The 18,279-nt window shown below is 64.1% G+C and carries 18 protein-coding genes; 9 read left to right on the top strand and 9 right to left on the bottom strand.

The genetic code is table 11. The features are described from left to right. Nucleotides 1–9 precede the first annotated feature (9 nt). The 7 genes from mltB to AC2T3R_RS23075 all read left to right on the top strand — a co-directional run bounded on the left by mltB (nt 10) and on the right by AC2T3R_RS23075 (nt 6,492). Complete coding sequence (gene mltB / locus AC2T3R_RS23105) at nt 10–1,020, top strand: lytic murein transglycosylase B (RefSeq protein WP_486744315.1); 1,011 nt, start codon at nt 10–12, stop codon at nt 1,018–1,020. Further along, a complete protein-coding gene (locus AC2T3R_RS23100) occupies nt 1,020–2,021 on the top strand; it encodes a septal ring lytic transglycosylase RlpA family protein (protein WP_013974354.1) in 1,002 nt (333 codons plus the stop codon). The genes mltB and AC2T3R_RS23100 overlap by 1 nt, the downstream gene beginning before the upstream one ends. Nucleotides 2,022–2,290: 269 nt before the next feature. Continuing rightward, nucleotides 2,291–3,451 carry a D-alanyl-D-alanine carboxypeptidase family protein gene (locus AC2T3R_RS23095; protein ID WP_013974353.1) on the top strand — a complete coding sequence of 387 codons (1,161 nt, stop codon included), beginning with the start codon at nt 2,291–2,293 and terminating at the stop codon, nt 3,449–3,451. Between the two features lie 73 nt (nt 3,452–3,524). Beyond that, nucleotides 3,525–3,800, top strand: coding sequence for a DUF493 domain-containing protein (locus AC2T3R_RS23090; RefSeq protein ID WP_003249736.1), 276 nt, complete (start codon nt 3,525–3,527; stop codon nt 3,798–3,800). Next, on the top strand, nt 3,800–4,447 hold the full coding sequence (gene lipB / locus AC2T3R_RS23085; RefSeq protein WP_013974352.1) for a lipoyl(octanoyl) transferase LipB: 648 nt from the start codon (nt 3,800–3,802) through the stop codon (nt 4,445–4,447). Before AC2T3R_RS23090 ends, lipB begins: the two co-directional genes overlap by 1 nt. 2 nt (nt 4,448–4,449) lie before the next feature. Continuing rightward, nucleotides 4,450–5,466 (top strand): lipoyl synthase, encoded by a 1,017-nt coding sequence (gene lipA, locus AC2T3R_RS23080; protein ID WP_023662353.1) that lies wholly within the window; start codon nt 4,450–4,452, stop codon nt 5,464–5,466. Nucleotides 5,467–5,553: 87 nt separating this feature from the next. Continuing rightward, nucleotides 5,554–6,492 (top strand): S66 peptidase family protein, encoded by a 939-nt coding sequence (locus AC2T3R_RS23075; RefSeq protein ID WP_189121385.1) that lies wholly within the window; start codon nt 5,554–5,556, stop codon nt 6,490–6,492. A 134-nt stretch (nt 6,493–6,626) separates the two neighbouring features. Here AC2T3R_RS23075 and AC2T3R_RS23070 read toward each other — a convergent pair whose 3' ends face one another. From AC2T3R_RS23070 to leuS, 5 genes are all read right to left on the bottom strand, one after another. Next, the gene (locus AC2T3R_RS23070) at nt 6,627–7,943 is read right to left on the bottom strand and encodes a lytic murein transglycosylase (RefSeq protein WP_486744314.1); all 1,317 of its coding nucleotides are present in this window, start codon (nt 7,941–7,943) and stop codon (nt 6,627–6,629) included. 60 nt (nt 7,944–8,003) lie between these two features. Continuing rightward, nucleotides 8,004–8,168 carry an alternative ribosome rescue factor ArfA gene (gene arfA, locus AC2T3R_RS23065; RefSeq protein WP_003257578.1) on the bottom strand — a complete coding sequence of 55 codons (165 nt, stop codon included), beginning with the start codon at nt 8,166–8,168 and terminating at the stop codon, nt 8,004–8,006. Between the two features lie 203 nt (nt 8,169–8,371). Further along, a complete protein-coding gene (gene holA / locus AC2T3R_RS23060) occupies nt 8,372–9,409 on the bottom strand; it encodes a DNA polymerase III subunit delta (protein ID WP_039613557.1) in 1,038 nt (345 codons plus the stop codon). A gap of 39 nt (nt 9,410–9,448) precedes the next feature. Then, complete coding sequence (locus tag AC2T3R_RS23055) at nt 9,449–10,054, bottom strand: LPS-assembly lipoprotein LptE (protein ID WP_397460248.1); 606 nt, start codon at nt 10,052–10,054, stop codon at nt 9,449–9,451. A 60-nt stretch (nt 10,055–10,114) separates the two neighbouring features. Further along, nucleotides 10,115–12,721, bottom strand: coding sequence for a leucine--tRNA ligase (leuS, locus tag AC2T3R_RS23050; RefSeq protein ID WP_410952218.1), 2,607 nt, complete (start codon nt 12,719–12,721; stop codon nt 10,115–10,117). A gap of 227 nt (nt 12,722–12,948) precedes the next feature. On the opposite strand from leuS, the gene AC2T3R_RS23045 reads away from it, so the two are divergent. Next, nucleotides 12,949–13,263 (top strand): hypothetical protein, encoded by a 315-nt coding sequence (locus tag AC2T3R_RS23045; protein WP_003257582.1) that lies wholly within the window; start codon nt 12,949–12,951, stop codon nt 13,261–13,263. A 135-nt stretch (nt 13,264–13,398) separates the two neighbouring features. Next, the gene (locus AC2T3R_RS23040) at nt 13,399–14,160 is read left to right on the top strand and encodes a YdcF family protein (protein WP_054573596.1); all 762 of its coding nucleotides are present in this window, start codon (nt 13,399–13,401) and stop codon (nt 14,158–14,160) included. Nucleotides 14,161–14,271: 111 nt separating this feature from the next. Here the strand turns inward: AC2T3R_RS23040 and lnt are convergent, their stop codons facing one another. Genes lnt through AC2T3R_RS23020 form a run of 4 tightly spaced genes read right to left on the bottom strand, consistent with a single transcriptional unit; the run spans nt 14,272 to nt 18,127 of the window. Then, nucleotides 14,272–15,789, bottom strand: a complete 1,518-nt coding sequence (gene lnt, locus AC2T3R_RS23035) for an apolipoprotein N-acyltransferase (protein WP_013974344.1) — start codon at nt 15,787–15,789, stop codon at nt 14,272–14,274. A gap of 8 nt (nt 15,790–15,797) precedes the next feature. Beyond that, complete coding sequence (locus AC2T3R_RS23030; protein WP_003257584.1) at nt 15,798–16,637, bottom strand: CorC family transporter; 840 nt, start codon at nt 16,635–16,637, stop codon at nt 15,798–15,800. A 25-nt stretch (nt 16,638–16,662) separates the two neighbouring features. After that, entirely contained in the window at nt 16,663–17,136 is a 474-nt protein-coding gene (gene ybeY / locus AC2T3R_RS23025) for an rRNA maturation RNase YbeY (RefSeq protein ID WP_013974343.1), read from the bottom strand. Then, nucleotides 17,129–18,127 (bottom strand): PhoH family protein, encoded by a 999-nt coding sequence (locus tag AC2T3R_RS23020; protein WP_486744313.1) that lies wholly within the window; start codon nt 18,125–18,127, stop codon nt 17,129–17,131. The genes ybeY and AC2T3R_RS23020 overlap by 8 nt, the downstream gene beginning before the upstream one ends. Between the last annotated feature and the right edge of the window lie 152 nt (nt 18,128–18,279).

The following is an 18,279-nucleotide window of genomic DNA, read 5'->3' as shown; positions in this document are numbered from 1 at the left end:
AAGAATTTCATGCAAGCAGTGCGTAACTGGGCTGCCCGTTGTGCGCCGTGGATCGGCGCGGTGGGCCTGTTCGGCGCTGTACAGCTGGCCCATGCCGGCGATTATCAGGGCTCGCCGCAGGTGGCCCAGTTCGTTGGCGAAATGAGCCGCGACTATGGCTTTGCCCCTGAGCAGCTGATGGGTGTGTTCGCGGAGGTGCAGCGCAAACAGTCGATCCTCGACGCCATTTCGCGCCCGGCCGAACGGGTAAAGCCGTGGAAGGACTACAGGCCGATGTTCATCACTGACGCGCGTATTGCCCGCGGTGTGGACTTCTGGCGCCAGCACGAGGCGGTGCTGGCCCGTGCCGAGCAGGAATATGGCGTGCCGGCGCAGTACATCGTTGCCATCATCGGCGTGGAAACCTTCTTTGGCCGCAACACCGGTAACTACCGGGTGATCGATGCCTTGTCGACCTTGGGCTTCGACTACCCGCCACGGGCGGAGTTCTTCCGCAAGGAGCTGCGCGAATTCCTGCTGCTGGCCCGTGAGGAACAGCTCGACCCGCTGACGCTCAAAGGCTCCTACGCTGGTGCAATGGGCCTGCCGCAGTTCATGCCGAGCAGCTTCCGCAACTTCGCGGTGGACTTCGACGGCGACGGCCACATCAATATCTGGAACAACCCGGACGATGCCATTGGCAGCGTGGCCAGCTACTTCAAGCGCCACGGCTGGGTGGCCGGCGAAGGTGTGGTCAGCCGCGCCTGGGTGGACGGTGGGCGCGCCGACGAAGGCCTGACCACCGGCATCGAGCCGGTAAAAACCGTTGGGGAGTTGCGCACGTTTGGCTGGTCGGTCCATGATTCGTTGCGCGATGATCTGCCGGTTACCGCCTTTCGTCTCGAGGGCGACAATGGCCCCGAGTACTGGATGGGCCTGAAGAACTTCTACGCGATCACTCGCTACAACCGCAGCGTGATGTATGCCATGGCGGTGCATCAGCTATCGGAACAGCTGGTTCAAGCACGGGGCGTCAAGTAATGCGCGCAATCATCTCTGGCAAGTCTTTCAAGCTGCTCACCTGCCTCGCCGTGGGCGTGGTGCTGGCCAGCTGTTCGTCCAACCGCCCGCCCCAGCAAAGCAGTGGCAACGTGGTGCGCACCCAGCCGGGCCTGGACATCAACCGCGCGCACAAGGACGGCGCGCCGTGGTGGGACGTGGATGTGAACAAGATCCCCGACGCCACGCCAACCGTGCACACCGGCAACTACAAGGCCAACCCGTACACGGTATTGGGCAAGACCTACTACCCGATGCAGGACTCGCGCAATTATCGCGCGGAAGGTACCGCGTCGTGGTATGGCACCAAGTTCCACGGCCAGAACACCGCCAACGGCGAGCTGTACGACCTGTACGGCATGAGCGCGGCGCACAAGACCCTGCCGCTGCCGGCCTACGTGCGGGTGACCAACCTGGCCAACGGGCGTAGCGTGATCTTGCGGGTGAACGACCGTGGGCCGTTCTATTCGGACCGCATCATCGACTTGTCCTATGCCGCGGCGAAAAAGCTCGGTTATGCCGAGATTGGCACCGCGCACGTGCGCGTCGAAGGTATCGACCCGCAGCAGTGGTGGGCCCAGCGTGGCCAGACACCACCGATGGTGCTCAAGGAGCCCCAGGTGGCCCAGACCCAGGCGATCCCGGCCAGTACCGGGCGCGTCGAGCAATGGACCCCGCCGCCCCAGCAGCATGCAGCGCCGGTGGTGCCGGTGCAGGTGGCCGGCAACAACGTGCCGGCCGGCAGTGGCGGCAGCTTCCTGCAGGTGGGTGCCTTCGCCAACCCGGACGCCGCCGAACTGCTGCGCTCCAAGCTCAGCAGCATGGTCAGCGCGCCAGTGTTCATCAGCTCGATCGTGCGTAACCAGCAGACCCTGCACCGCGTGCGCCTCGGGCCGATCAACAGCCAGGGCGAGATCCAGCAAGCGCAGGACAGCATCCGCCTGGCGAACCTTGGGCAGGCCAAGCTGGTCACAGCTGACTGACCGCGTTGCCTTCTTCGCGGGCACGCCCGCTCCCACAGGGCATGCGAAACCCTGTGGGAGCGGGCGCGCCCGCGAAGAAGGCAACACCAAACTGTCGGTTTTGTCATGAATTGACGGGCGCGGGCATGTACAATGTCGGCTTTTGCCCGCAGCGACATAAAGCCGCACATTGCGAGCCAGGCCTACGGCCGCAAAAACTAGACTGACTGGCGCTGGGCACATGATCTTGCCCAGGGAACATCAGACCATTAGCGATTTTCGAGAGACGGATGAACATCACCAACCTTGCCAAACGACTTTGCCTGCCCGTACTGCTGATGATCACGCCTGCCGCCTTCGCGGCTGAGCAGATGACGCCGGCGCCACCGCAACTGGCAGCCAAGTCCTACGTACTCATGGATGCGTCCAGCGGCAACGTGCTGGTCGAGAACAACGGTGACGAGCGCCTGCCGCCTGCCAGCCTGACCAAGCTGATGACGGCCTACATCGCCACCCTGGACATCCGTCGCGGCCAGATCGGTGAAAACGACCCGGTTACCGTCAGCGAAAACGCCTGGCGGACCGGCGGTTCGCGCATGTTCATCAAGGTGGGCAGCCAGGTGACCGTCAGCGACCTGCTGCACGGCATCATCATCCAGTCCGGCAATGACGCCTCGGTCGCCCTGGCCGAGCACATCGCCGGCAGCGAAGACGCCTTCGCCGACATGATGAACAAGACCGCTGCCGACCTGGGAATGGCCAACAGCCACTTCATGAACCCGACCGGCCTGCCGCACCCGGACCATTACTCGTCGGCCCACGACATGGCTACCCTGGCCCGTGCGATCATCAACGTCGACCCGGCCCACTACGCCATCTACTCGCAGAAAGAGTTCTTCTGGAACAACATCAAGCAGCCAAACCGCAACCTGCTGCTGTGGCGTGACAAGACTGTCGACGGCCTGAAGACCGGCCACACTGACGAAGCCGGCTACTGCATGGTGGCTTCGGCCGTTCGCGATGGCCAGCGCCTGATCGCCGTGGTCTTCGGCACCAACAGCGAGCAGTCGCGTGCTGCCGAGACCCAGAAGCTGCTGACCTATGGCTTCCGCTTCTTCGAAACCCAGACCTTCTACCAGAAGGGTACCGAGCTGACCAAGTCGCCGGTCTGGAAGGGCGCGACTGGCGAAGTGAAAGCTGGCCTGGCCAACGACCTGACCCTGACTATGCCTAAAGGCCAATTGAAGCGCCTGCAGGCTTCGATGACCATGAACCCGCAGCTCACCGCGCCAATCGCCAAAGGTGACGTGATCGGCAAAGTGGAAGTCAAACTGGACGAGAAAGTGGTTCACAGCGCCGACCTGATCGCCCTCGATGGCGTCGAGGAAGGTGGTTTCTTCCGCCGTATGTGGGATAGCATCCGTCTATTCTTCTACGGGTTGTTCAACTGATACGTGACCTGCATGCCCCCGCGTATCCTGCGGGGGCGTTGTTGTTGCCACGGCTTACGAGGCCGTTTCCGCCATGAGCGAACCAGACGTCAAGTCGCACAAGATCGAATTCCCCTGCGACGATTACCCGATCAAGGTCATCGGTGACACCGTTGTCGGCTTCAAGGACACGGTGATCGAGATCCTGAGCAAGCACGCGAAGGTCGACCTTTCCACCCTGGCCGAGCGCCAGAGCAAGGAAGGCAAGTACACCACCGTGCAATTGCACATCGTTGCCGAAAGCGAGAACCAGCTGCACGATATCAACAGCGCCCTGCGCGCTACCGGCATCGTGAAAATGGTGCTCTGATGTCCGCCTGCCTCGGTTTTCGCGAGCTTGGCCTGCAGCCCTACGAACCGGTGCTGGAGGCCATGCGTCGCTTCACCGAGCAGCGCAGCCCGGACAGCCAGGATGAAGTCTGGCTGGTCGAGCACCCCGCGGTCTTCACCCAGGGCCAGGCCGGCAAGGCCGAGCACCTGCTGGTGCCGGGCGACATCCCGGTAGTGCAGACCGATCGCGGTGGCCAGGTGACCTACCATGGCCCCGGGCAGCTGGTGGCCTACCTGCTGCTGGATGTGCGCCGGCTGGGCTTTGGCGTGCGTGAGCTGGTCAGCCGTATCGAGCAGACCCTCATCGACCTGCTCGCCAGTTACGATGTCCAGGCCGCGGCCAAGCCCGATGCCCCGGGCGTCTATGTCGACGGAGCGAAAATCGCCTCCCTCGGCCTGCGAATCCGCAACGGCCGTTCGTTCCACGGCCTTGCCCTGAACGTGGACATGGACCTCGCGCCATTCCGCCGAATCAACCCCTGCGGCTATGCGGGGCTGGCGATGACCCAGCTGCGCGACCTGGCAGGCCCGATCGAACTCGACGAGGTCAGGACAAGGCTGCGCGGACAGCTGGTCAAGCACCTCGACTACGCTGAGCAGACGACCCTCACGGGCGGAATCGACTGAATATGACAACTGTGCAAGAAGCCGTGCCGAACCTGACACCGACCCAGGATGCCACCCCGCGCCCAGCGCCGAAGAAGGTGGAAGCCGGGGTCAAGCTGCGTGGTGCCGAAAAGGTGGCGCGCATCCCTGTGAAGATCATCCCCACCGAAGAGCTGCCGAAGAAGCCCGACTGGATCCGCGTGCGTATCCCGGTGTCGCCCGAGGTAGACCGCATCAAGCAGCTGCTGCGCAAGCACAAGCTGCACAGCGTATGCGAAGAGGCATCCTGCCCGAACCTGGGCGAGTGCTTCTCCGGTGGTACCGCCACCTTCATGATCATGGGTGACATCTGCACCCGTCGTTGCCCGTTCTGCGACGTTGGCCACGGCCGGCCGAAACCGCTGGACCTGGACGAGCCGAAGAACCTGGCCATCGCCATCGCCGACCTGCGCCTGAAGTACGTGGTGATCACCTCGGTGGACCGCGACGACCTGCGTGACGGTGGTGCCCAGCACTTTGCCGACTGCATCCGCGAAATCCGTGCGCTGTCGCCGGGCGTACAGCTGGAAACCCTGGTGCCGGACTACCGTGGGCGCATGGATATTGCCCTGGAGATCACCGCGCAAGAGCCGCCGGATGTGTTCAACCATAACCTCGAGACCGTACCGCGCCTGTACAAGGCCGCGCGCCCGGGTTCGGACTACGACTGGTCGCTGGACCTGCTGCAGAAGTTCAAGCAGTTGGTGCCGCACGTACCGACCAAGTCGGGCCTGATGCTCGGCTTGGGCGAGACCGACGAGGAAGTGATCGAAGTGATGCACCGCATGCGCGAGCATGACATCGACATGCTCACCCTCGGCCAGTATCTGCAGCCGTCGCGCAGCCACCTGCCGGTGCAGCGTTTCGTTCACCCGGACACCTTCGCCTGGTTCGCCGAGGAAGGTTACAAGATGGGCTTCAAGAACGTCGCTTCCGGCCCGTTGGTGCGTTCTTCGTACCACGCTGACCAGCAGGCTCACGAAGCCAAGATCAAGCTCTGAGCCAAGCACAGAGCCACGCATGCCGATGCGCGCCGAAGGGCCGCATCGGCATTTTTGTTTGTGCCACACGCGCTGCAAGGAGCCGCGATGAATTGCGCCGAAACCTTCCAACCCAGCCTGCCAGCCGCGCTGCCGCGTGATGCCTGTTTTGCCATTGTCGCCCCGGCGGGCGCGGCGCGGCTGGATACGCACAAGGTCAACCAGTGGTTCGTTGATAGAGGCTACAGTTGCCGCATCTACCCGGGTGCCCTTCAGGCCCAGGGCTATCTGGCGGGGCCGGACCGGCAGCGGTTACAGGACCTGCATGATGCCTTTGCCGACCCGGCCATCGACGCCATTCTGTGCATGCGTGGGGGGTACGGCAGCATGCGCCTGCTCGACCAGCTCGATTTCGAACTGATCCGGCGCAACCCCAAGCCACTGATCGGTTACAGCGACATAACCGCGCTGCACACGGCGATCTACCGGCATACCGGGCTGCTCACCTTCCATGGCGGGATGCTCAATGCCGACCTGCTGGGGGCCAAGTTGCCGCCAACCGAGACTTCGTTGCTGGCGCAGCTGGGTGGGCATGTGCGGGCAGGGGAGCAGATCGTGCACCCTGCTGACTTCGCATTGAGCAGCGTGCTGCATGGGGTGGCCAGCGGGCCGCTGCTGGGCGGCAACCTGTCGATGCTGGGCGCGACCCTGGGAACGATTGCCGAGCTGGATACGCAGGGCTGCATCCTGTTCATCGAGGACGTCAACGAGCCGCTGTACCGGGTGGATCGCTTGCTGACCCAACTGCGCCTGGCGGGCAAGCTGGAGGGGGTGAAGGGTGTGCTGGTGGGGGACTTTGCCGGGATTACCACTGCGGCGTTGACGCCCCTGCTGAAGGATATCTTCGCGCCGCTGGGTGTGCCGGTGCTGGCCGGATGGCGCAGTGGGCATTGTGACCCGAATGTGTGCTTGCCGTTGGGGGCTCGGGTAATGCTGGATAGCGGGAGGCAGACATTGGTGTTGGAGCAGGATTTGTTCAAGGCTTGAGATTGCCGGGGCTGCTTTGCAGCCCATCGCGACACAAGGCCGCTCCTACAGGAGACCGCGTTACCCCGATGGTTCGCGATCGCTTGTAGGAGCGGCCTAGTGTCGCGATGGGCCGCGCAGCGGCCCCAAAATGCTCACTGCTGACGCAGGCTCTCGAGCAGCTTGTGGGTCGGATACCCATCCGCCGGCCACCCCAGCCCCTGCTGGGCATTGCGGATCGCCTTGCGGGTATTGGCGCCAATGATGCCATCGGCATTGCCGGCTTCGTGCCCATTGCTGTTCAGCAGGTTCTGCAGCTCCATGCGCTCGCTGCGGCTGAGGGGCAGGTCTTCTTTCGGCCAGCTGCCGGCAATGAAGCCCCAGCCCGTGAAGCGATCACCCAGCAGGCTTACTGCCAGCGCGTAGGACGACGAATTGTTGTACTTGAGGATGGCGCGGAAGTTGTCCAGCACCAGGAACGCCGGGCCACGCGCGCCCGCGGGCAGCAGCAGTGCGGCAGACAGCTGGTTGCTAGCCACCGGCAGCTGGGTACCGGCAGGCAGTTTCACGCCCATCGCCAGCCACTCGCTCACCGGCTTGCGCAGGGCGCCATCGGCCTGCCAGTAATCGAAGCCAGGCGGCACCTGTACCTCGAAGCCCCACGGCTGGCCAGGCTTCCAGCCCGAACTCTGCAGATAGTGCGCGGTCGAGGCCAAGGCGTCTGCCGTGCTGTTCCAGATGTCGCGGCGGCCATCGCCGTCGAAGTCCACGGCATGGGTGTTGTAGGTGGTCGGGATGAACTGGGTCTGGCCCATGGCACCGGCCCACGAGCCACGCATGGCCTCAGGCTGGATGTCGCCGTGCTGAATGATCTGCAGCGCGGCGATCAGCTGGTCCTGGGCGAACTGCGGGCGTCGGCCCTCATAGGCCAGGGTAGCCAGCGAGCGGATCACCGACTTGTTGCCCTGAAACTGGCCGAAGTTGCTTTCCATGCCCCATACCGCGACCAGCACCTGGCGATCGACACCATAGCTTTGCTCGATGCGGGTCAGCAGTTCGGCGTTCTGCTCCAGCAGCTTCTTGCCGTTGCGCACGCGCAGAGGCGACAGGGCGCCTTCGAGGTATTCCCATACGGGGCGGGTGAACTCCGGCTGGCTGCGATCGGCCTTGATCACGTCCATGTCGGGGGTGACGCCGAGGAAGGCGCGGTCGAACGTATCCTGCGAAATGCCGGCTTGCAGGGCTTGCTGGCGAAAGCCTGCTTGCCATTGCGCGAAGGTTTGCAGAGGCTGGATTTCAGTGCTGGTGTCGGGCGTAGTGCCGGGCAGGGTCACCACAGGGGTGGGCTGGGCGGGGGCCAGCGGCAAGGCATCTGCGGCGGTGGGCTTTTCTGCGCAGGCCACGAGCAGGATGAAACTGGAGGCCGCGATCAGCTGGCGGGTTTTCCAGCGGGGGAGAAGACTGAGGAGCATTCACAGATCCAGAATTGCAGGTCAGGTGACGACCATATCATGCCTGCGCTCTCGATGCTTTCATGCAGCCAAAAAGTAGGAAGCCTCCCAATCTCTCGATTGGAAGGCTTCGCGGCGGTAGCTGCCTTTGCCCTTGTTCGGCTGTTCCTGGCGGCAGCGGAACAGCGGTTGGGCGATGATCGACTTGGCCTTGTTGGGGCCGTGCTTTTTCGGCTTTTTGCTCATGGCGGGGTTCCCGGGTTGGGTGGGTTTCGCGGCGCACTGTAGGGCTTGGGGCAGGGTGGGGCCAATTGATTGTGTATATGGTCGAGATGTTGGGGGGCATTGCAGCCCTGTGGGATCGGGCGTGCCCGCGAACACCGGCGAAGCCGGTGCCATCCACCGCGTCGCCTGATTCGCGGGCATGCCCGCTCCCACAGCGGCCCCAGTTACTCGGGAGGGAGTGTGAGGCGCTGGCCGGCCATCAGCAGCGACAAGCGGGCCAGACCAGTCCACGGCGAGCCCTCGGCCTGGCCCTTGATCTGTGCATCGATACGCTGGGCATCTTGCAGCAACTGCGCCCAGCGCTGCGCCGACAGGCGCTGCAGGGCCTTGCTGACCAGTGGCCGGCGTTTGTCCCAGACCGGTGGGCGGGCCTGGCTGAAGGCCTTGTCCAGCGGTACACCCTGGCTGAACTGCTGGGCCAGCCCCGCCAGTTGGCGCAGCTCTCGGGCCAGGGCCCAGAGAATCACTGGTGGCTCCACGCCTTCACCGCGCAAGCCTTCGAGCATACGCAAGGCATGCGCAGCTTCGCCGTTGAGAATGGCATCGACCAGGCCGAAGACATCGAAGCGGGCGCTGTCGGCGACGGCGGCCTGCACGGTCTCCACGGTGATCTGGTTGCCCTCGGCAAGCAGTTTGAGCTTTTCGATTTCCTGTGCGGCCGCCAGCAGGTTGCCTTCCACGCGCGCGGCAATCAGGTCGACGGCGTCACGCTGTGCCGACAGGCCGGCCTGCTGCAGGCGCTGGTTGATCCACTGCGGCAGCTGGTGCACATCCACCGGCCAGATCTGGATGAACTGGCAGTGGGCACCTTCGATCAGCGCCTTGCCCCACTTGGTCTTCTGCGCGCTGCCGTCGAGCTTGGGCAGGCTGACCAGCAGCAAGGTGTCTTCGGCAGGGTTGGCGCAGTATTCCATCAGCGCAGCAGCGCCCTTGTCACCAGGCTTGCCCGAGGGCAGGCGCAATTCCAGCAGGCGGCGCTGGGCGAACAGGGACAGGCTGGCGCCAGCCTGGAGCAGGGTGCCCCAGTCGAAGTTGGCGTCGGCACTGAAGACCTGGCGTTCGTCGAAGCCCTGCTGGCGCGCGGCGTTGCGGATGGCGTCGGCGGCTTCCTGGCACAGCAGCGGGTCGTCGCCGCTGACTACGTAGACCGGTGCCAGGGCGCCTTGCAGGTGCTTGTTGAGTTGGGCGGGAGCGAGCTTCATGGGAAACAGGTGGGGTACCCGAAGGTACCCCGCTCGGGCTTAGTTGCCCGGTACTTCCAGTGGCGACTGCTGAGGCGTTTCGGCCTGCTGGCGGCGAGCGGCCTCCAGCGCAGCGGCTTCGGCCTTGGCACGTTCGTCGGCTTGACGCTGCAGCTCGTCCAGCTGGGACGGGGTCAGCAACTGCAGGCGAACGACCATGGCGTTGACCAGGTCGCGACGCATTTCTTCGCGGGCGCGGATGGCTTCCTGCTCGGAGCCGGTGATGTTCGAGCCGTCACGCAAGTAGATCTTGCGCACTTCCAGCTTGTCGCTCATCAGCTCCAGGTTGTTCAGGCCCTGGATGCTGTAGTTCAGCACGGTGGTCAGCTCGTACTCGGCGGTACGGTTGCCACTGTTGTAGGTCGCCGAGCGCTCGCGCTCCTGCTCGTTGGTCAGCACCAGGCGGTACGGTGCACCAGCGTGCACGTTGACGCCGCTACGCTGCAGTACTTCACGCAGCTGGACCACGGTCGGGCCGTAGGCGTTGCGTGCGCTTACGTCCATTTCCTTCACGCTCAGTTCGGTGGAGCCGGTGCCGCGCAGCTGGAAACCGCAGGCGCTGAGCATGACCGCCAGGCCAATTACCAGCAAATTGCGTTTGATCATGTTGTTGCTCCCTTGTGGGCCTGTTCGCCCGCCCGCAGTGCCTGCGGGCGGGCGTTGCCATCAGTTGGCGACGATGTTGACCAGCTTGCCCGGAACCACGATGACCTTGCGGATGGTCAGGCCATCGATGAAGCGCAGGACGTTCTCGTTGCTGCGCGCCGCGGCTTCGATTTCTTCGCGGCTGGCGGCGGCCGGCATTTCGACCTGGCCACGCAGCTTGCCGTTGACCTGCACCACCAGAGTGACGGTGTCCTGTACCAGGGCTGCCTCGTCGACGGCTGGCCAGCTGGCGTCGATGACGGCCTGCTGGTGGCCCAGCTGTTGCCACAGCTCGTGGGAGATGTGCGGGGTGATCGGCGCCAGCAGCAGGGTGACGGCCTCCAGGCCTTCCTGCAGCAGGGCACGGTCCTGTTCAGTGGCTTGCGGGGCCTTTTCCAGCACGTTCATCACGGTCATCACCTGGGCGATAGCGGTGTTGAACTTGTGGAACTGGCCCACGTCGGTGCTGGCTTGCTTGATGGCGGTGTGGATGGCGCGGCGGATGACCTTTTGCGCGTCGTCCAGGGCGGCGACATCCAGCTTGCCCGGCAGGCCCTGGGCTACATGGGCCTGGGCCAGGCGCCAGACGCGGCGCAGGAAGCGGCTGGCGCCCTCGACGCCGGAGTCGGACCACTCCAGGCTCATGTCGGGCGGCGAGGCGAACATCATGAACAGGCGGCAGGTGTCGGCGCCGTACTGGTCGATCATCGATTGCGGGTCGACGCCGTTGTTCTTCGACTTCGACATCTTCTCGGTGCCACCGATTTCCACCGGCAGGCCATCGGTCTTCAGGCGGGCGCCAATGATCTTGGCCTTGGCATCGCGCTCGACTTCGACATCGGCCGGGTTGAACCAGTCCTTGCCGCCGTTGCTGGCCACACGGTAGTAGGTTTCGGCGACCACCATGCCCTGGGTCAGCAGGTTCTTGAACGGCTCGTTCGAGGTGACCAGGCCTTCGTCACGCATCAGCTTGTGGAAGAAGCGCGCGTACAGCAGGTGCAGGATGGCGTGCTCGATACCGCCGATGTACTGGTCGACCGGCAGCCAGTGGTTGGCCGCTTTCGGGTCGACCATGCCACCTTCGTAGTTCGGCGAGGCGTAGCGGGCGAAGTACCAGGACGACTCGACGAAGGTGTCCATGGTGTCGGTTTCGCGCTTGGCCGCGGTGCCGCATTTCGGGCAGCTGCACTCGTAGAATTCAGGCATGCGCGCCAGTGGCGAACCGGCACCGTCCGGCACCACGTTCTCCGGCAGGGTGACCGGCAGCTGGTCTTCCGGCACCGGTACGTCGCCGCAGGACGGGCAGTGGATGATCGGGATCGGGCAGCCCCAGTAGCGCTGGCGGCTGATACCCCAGTCACGCAGGCGGAACTGGGTACGCGATTTGCCCAACTCCTTGCGGATCAGGGCGGCTTCGATGGCGTCGAAGGCACCGGCGAAGTCCAGGCCGTCGAATTCGCCGGAGTTGATCAGCTGGCCGTGCTCGCCATAGGCGGCCAGCCACTCGTTGCCGACTTCATCGCCAGCGCTGGTGCGCACCACCGCCTTGACCGGCAGGTTGTACTTGTGGGCGAACTCGAAGTCGCGCTCGTCGTGGGCCGGCACGGCCATGACGGCGCCATCGCCGTAGTGCATCAGCACGTAGTTGGCGACCCATACCGGCAGCTTCTCGCCGGTCAGCGGGTGCTCGACCAGCAGGGAAGTGGCCATGCCCTTCTTCTCCTGGGTGGCCATGTCGGCTTCGGCAACGCTGCCGCTCTTGCACTCGTCGATGAACGCCTGCAGCGCCGGGTTGCCCTGGGCGGCCTGGGTGGCCAGCGGGTGTTCGGCGGCGACGGCGACGTAGGTGGCGCCCATCAACGTGTCGGGACGGGTGGTGAAGACCTTGAGGGTGCCTTCGTGGCCGATGCTGGCCAAGTCGTACGGGAACTGCACTTCCATGCCGCGCGACTTGCCGATCCAGTTGCGCTGCATGGTCTTGACCTGCTCAGGCCAGCCCGGCAGCTCGTCCAGGCTTTCCAGCAGCTCGTCGGCGTAGTCGGTGATGCGGAAATAGTACATCGGGATTTCGCGCTTCTCGATCAGCGCGCCCGAACGCCAGCCACGGCCGTCGATGACCTGCTCGTTGGCCAGTACGGTCTGGTCCGCCGGGTCCCAGTTCACGGTACCGTTCTTGCGGTAGATGATGCCTTTCTCGAACAGGCGGGTGAACAGCCACTGCTCCCAACGGTAGTAGTCGGGCTTGCAGGTGGTGACTTCACGTGCCCAGTCGATGGCCAGGCCCAGGCTCTTGAGCTGGGTCTTCATGTAGTCGATGTTTTCGTACGTCCACTTGGCCGGGGCGACGTTGTTCTTCATCGCCGCGTTTTCCGCGGGCATACCGAATGCGTCCCAGCCCATCGGCTGCAGGACGTTCTTGCCCAGCATGCGCTGGTAGCGGGCAATCACGTCACCGATGGTGTAGTTGCGCACGTGGCCCATGTGTAGCTTGCCGCTCGGGTACGGGAACATCGACAGGCAGTAGTAGGTGTCCTTGCCTGGCTGTTCGGTAACAGCGAACGATTGTTGCTCGTCCCAGAACTTCTGGGCGGCGGCTTCGATATCACGGGGCGTGTATTGTTCGTGCATGGCTACTTTTTGCTGAGAGGGAAGAGACCTTGTTCCAGGCAGCGGAACCTCGCTGCGTCCGGCACTCCGGTGTCGTTTAGAGTGAACGCCGTAGCATACAGCAGCGCCGCGCATCGTGGGAAACCTTCGTTGCGAATGCCCGCTGGTCGCGGCACACGGCTGCTTTTTTCAACGACGCTAAGCTCAGGTGTGGGGGGAGATATTCTTATCTTCAATGAGGTGAACGGATGGGAGAGACGCAGCTACCCGCAATCAGACCGGAGCTATACGAACGCCTGATCGACCGGCTTGGCCTGGCGCTGGAAGTGGCCAGGACCTCGGTGCGATTGCGCGACGAAATGCCAGCCGAGCTGGAGTTGCGTGGCCTGAGCCACGCAGAGTTCGAACTGATCAAGGCCTACCTGGATTCCCTCCCGGAGCGCCACAATGCCTGTGTCGGCAGTTACCCACAAGCGGAGCCGACATCGGCCAAGATCATCTGGCTCAAGGACAAGAAACGCCCCGCCAGCACGGCGAGATCCAGGACGCTGCCGCATCGCTAGCCGTTCAGGACGCCAGGCGCAGGCTATCGCGCGCCGGTTCTTAAATTTTGCACAGCTCACGATCGGCGCCGGCCACACCCTTGTTGACCGGCGTCGATCCTTCTAGGCTGCACGCCTGCCAAGGAGGTGTGGCCAATGTCGATCCGATTCTTCGTCAAACAATGGCTGATGCCGCCAGGCGTCCTGTTCCTGCTGCTGCTTGTGGCGTGGTGGCTGCGCCGCCGTCGGCCCCGGCTGGCAGCGCTGTGCTTTGCCCTGGGCCTTGGTGGCCTGTGGCTGATGAGCCTGCCGCTGGTGGTGCAGGAAACCGCTCGTGTGCTCGAGACAGAAGCGCCACTGGCGGTAAGCGATTGGACAGGCCTGGCAAGCCGGGCAGATGCCATTGTGGTGCTGGGCGCGGGGCGTGAGCGGGGTGACCCGGCCTGGGGTGGTGGCGACCAGCCCACAGCCACGGCGCTGGAGCGCATGCGCTTTGCCGCACGGCTGGCCAAGGCTTCGGGCTTGCCGGTGTTGACCAGTGGCGGGTTGCACTATGACTCGCCGCCGAGCGAGGCGCAGTTGATGGCTGATCGCCTGCGTGAAGATTTCGGTGTCGAGGTGAAATGGCGAGAGGAGGGCAGCCGCACGACCTGGGAAAATGCCCGGCTGACGGCCAAGGTGCTGCAGCCGTTGGGGATTCGCCGGGTGGTCGTGGTGACCCAGGCCTGGCACATGCAGCGCTCGCGCTGGAGCTTCGAGCAGGCGGGGTTCGAGGTGGTCCCGGCGCCAGTCGGGTTCCTCGGGCGCGATCATGCGCGGCCGTTCGGCGGGTTGCTGCCGGAGAGCCGGGCGATGTGGCAGAGCGGGCAGTTGCTCAATGAAGTGGCCGGGTTGGTGGGGTATCGGCTGTTCTACTGAGCCTTGTACTGCCTGTACCGGCCTCTTCGCGGGCACGCCCGCTCCCACAGGTTCATCACAGCCCTTGTGGGAGCGGGCGTGCCCGCGAAGAGGCCGGTACAGGCGACATCATCAGACAGTCTTGGCTATTCGCCCAGCCAGCAACGCCCAACCCAGCAGCAATGCACAGACTATCGCCAGCGGCCACGACCGCCATTGCAGGTACGGCGTCAGCTTCTGCATCGGCACCACCTCGCCATACAGCACCGCCTGCTGGAACTGCGGTACCTGCGTGGTAATGCGGCCAAACGGGTCGATCAGCGCGGTCACGCCATTGTTGGTGGCGCGGATCATCCAGCGCCCGGCTTCCAGCGCGCGCATCTGTGCCATCTGCAGGTGCTGCAACGGGCCGATCGAGGTACCGAACCAGGTGTCGTTGCTGATGGTCAGCAGCAGGTCGCTGCGGGCCGCCAGGCCAGCGGCGAATTCGGGGTAGACCACTTCGTAGCAGATGTACGGCGCAATCTGGTAGCCCTTGGCCTGCAGCAGCGGCTGGTCTTCCGGCCCGCGGGCGAAGTCCGACATGGGCAGGTTGAAGAACTCGATCAGGCCACGCAGCATGTCCTGCAGCGGCACATACTCGCCAAAAGGCACCAGCTTCTGCTTGAGGTAGGTGCCATCGCCTTCACCAGTGACGGTGATGCCGTTGTAGTAGCGGCGCTGGTGATGCACCACTTCACGCACCGGCACGCCGGTAATCAGCGCCGAATGCCGCTCGGCGGCAAACCGGCCCATCACGTCGATATAGCCTTGGGCCTGGTCCTTGAGCACCGGGACCGCGGTTTCCGGCCACACCAGCAGGTCTACCGGCCTGGAGCTGAAGCTCAGGTCACGGTACAGCGCCAGTTGCGCATCGATGTGCGCCGGGTCCCATTTCAGGTCCTGCTCGACGTTGCCCTGGATGGCCGCCACTTTCAGTGGGTCGCCCGCCGGCTTGGTCCAGGCATGGCCCTTGAGCGCCAGGCCCAGCACCCACGGGGCCAGCAACAGCAGGCAGCCCACCGCGAGGAACGAGGGGCGGGCGCGCAGGCGGTGCACGTTGCACAACAGGGCAGCGGTCAGGGCCAGTGCGAAGGAAATCAGCCACACGCCACCCAGCGGTGCCAGGCCGGCCAGCGGGCCGTCCAGTTGGCTGTAGCCGGCGTAGAGCCAGGGGAAGCCGGTCAGGAACCAGCCGCGGAAGGCCTCTTGCAGCAGCCACAGGGCGGCAAAGCACAAGGCGTCGGCCAGTGGTGCTTCGGTGCGGCGCAGCCAGCGTGCCCACAGCCAGGTGGGCAGGGCGAAGAACCAGGCCAGGGCGGCGAAGAACGCCAGCAGCAGCAGGATCGCCAGCAGCGGCGAGGCGCCGCCGTAGGTGTTCATGCTGACGTAGATCCACCAGGTACCGGCACCGTACAGGCCGAAGCCGAACCACCAGCCGCGCCACATGGCCTGGCGCGGGCTGAGCTCGCGCAGGCCGAGGTAGAGCAGGGCGATGGACAACACGGCCAAGGGCCAGATGTCGAAAGGCGCCAGGGCCAGGAGGGTGGAGGCACCGGCCGCCAGGGCCAGCAGGTTACCGGGCCAGCCGGGGCGGGTGATCCAACGCATGTTTGTCCTTAACGGGTGATCGGTGTCAGGCGCAGCAAGTGTATCCGCCGGCTGTCGGCATTGAGAATACGGAACTTGTAAGGGCCGATCTCGGTGGTCTCGTTGCGCTTGGGCAGGTGACCGAAGGCGCTCATTACCAGGCCGCCGACGGTGTCGAACTCGTCATCGGAGAATTCGCTGTCGAAGAACTCGTTGAAGTTTTCGATCGGGGTAAGCGCCTTGACCAGGAAGTCGCCGCTGGGCAGCGGTTTGATGTAGCTGTCTTCCTCGACGTCGTGCTCGTCCTCGATGTCGCCGACGATCTGCTCCAGCACGTCCTCGATGGTGACCAGGCCGGCCACGCCGCCGTACTCGTCGATGACGATGGCCATGTGGTTATGGTTGGCGCGGAACTCGCGCAGCAGCACGTTCAGGCGCTTGGACTCGGGCACGAAAGTGGCCGGGCGCAGCAGGTCCTTGATGTTGAAGCTGTCGCCATTCTCCTTGAGGATCAGCGGCAGCAGGTCCTTGGCGAGCAGGATCCCGAGCACATCGTCGTGGCTTTCGCCGATCACCGGGTAGCGCGAGTGCGCGGCGTCGATCACCGCCGGCAGGAACTCGCGGGGCGACTGGCTGGCCTTGATGCTGATCATCTGCGAACGCGGCACCATGATGTCGCGAACCTGCAGGTCGGCCACCTGGATGGCGCCTTCGACGATGGTCAGCGCTTCGCTGTCCAGCAGTTTGTTCTGATGGGCTTCGCGCAGCAGTTCAAGGAGTTGCTGGCGGTTTTTCGGCTCATGGGCAAAAGCCTGGGTCAGTTTACCCAGCCAGGACTTCTGCCCGTTGCTCGATCGATCTTCGCTCATGGCGGTTCTCGTGATCCTTCGTGTTTCAGTGTGTGATGGTGTCGGTTTCATCGTCGGCGTACGGGTCTGGATGACCCAGTTCTGCCAGCAATTCCCGTTCCAGGCCTTCCATTTCCTCGGCTTCCTCATCCTCGATGTGGTCGTAGCCGAGCAGGTGCAGGCAACCGTGTATGACCAGGTGTGCCCAGTGCGCTTCCAGCGACTTGCCTTGATCGGCGGCTTCGCGCTCGACCACTGGCACGCAGATCACCAGGTCGCCCAGCAACGGGATATCGAGCAGGTCGTCGGGGACGTCGGCCGGGAACGACAGCACATTGGTCGCGTAGTCCTTGTGCCGGTAGGTGTGGTTCAGCTCGCGGCCTTCGGCTTCGTCGACCAGGCGAATGGTCATTTCCGAATCGGCGCTGCGCTGGCGCAGGGCCAGTTCGCACCAGCGGCGAAAGGCGGTGTCATCCGGGGCGGCAGCATCCGTGGCCCGTTGAATATCGAGTTCAAGCATCTTTGCCGGGCGCCTCGGGCTTGGTCTGGCGGGCATCGAAGCGGTCGTAGGCCTCGACAATGCGCTGCACCAGTGGGTGACGAACCACATCTTTGGGTTGGAAGTGGGTGAAACTGATCCCCGGAACGTCCTTTAGCACCTCGATGACGTGCGCCAGGCCTGACTTGGTGCCGCGGGGCAGGTCGACCTGGGTGATGTCACCGGTGATGACCGCGGTGGAGCCAAAGCCGATACGGGTAAGGAACATCTTCATCTGTTCCAGCGTGGTGTTCTGGCTCTCGTCGAGGATGATGAAGCTGTTGTTCAGGGTGCGGCCACGCATGTAGGCCAGCGGCGCGATCTCGATCACCTGGCGCTCGATCAGCTTGGCCACATGTTCGAAGCCGAGCATTTCGTACAGGGCGTCGTACAGCGGGCGCAGGTACGGGTCGATCTTCTGGGCCAGGTCGCCGGGCAGGAAGCCGAGCTTCTCGCCCGCCTCTACCGCAGGTCGCACCAGCAGGATCCGGCGCACCTGTTCGCGTTCCAGCGCGTCCACGGCGCAGGCCACGGCCAGGTAGGTCTTGCCGGTACCGGCCGGGCCGATGCCGAAGTTGATGTCGTTGGCCAGGATTTCCTTGACGTAGCGTTGCTGGTTGACCCCGCGCGGGCGGATGTTGCCCTTGCGCGTGCGCAGCGACACGCTGACCTCGTTGACGGCCGGGTTGTCGATGTTCTCGACGGTCGATTCCTGCAGGTACAGATGCACGGTTTCCGGCGACAGGTCGCTGGCCTTTGTCTCGCGGTAGAGACGGCGCAGCAGTTGTTCGGCAGCGGAGGTGGTCTTGGGTTCGCCGATCAGTTCGAACTGATTGCCGCGGTTGCGGATCTCGATGGCCAGGCGCTGTTCGATCAGGCGCAGGTGCTCGTCGAACTGGCCGCACAAGTTGGCGAAACGGTGGGCCTCGAAGGGTTCGAGGATGAAGCGATGGGGTTGTATGGGTGCGTTCAAGGTCGTTTTTAGCCGCTCGACGGCAATGGATGTGAACTCAAGAATAACCCTTGAATGGCAGTGGCGAAAGCACTGAAACGTTCAACGGTATGTATGGCCTGTTCCGGCCTCTTCGCGGGCACGCCCGCTCCCACAGGTACCGCACCGCTTCG

The sequence above is a fragment of the Pseudomonas sp. PVC-5-1 genome, from assembly GCF_057444345.1.
This window is presented reverse-complemented; position numbering and strand designations above follow the sequence as displayed.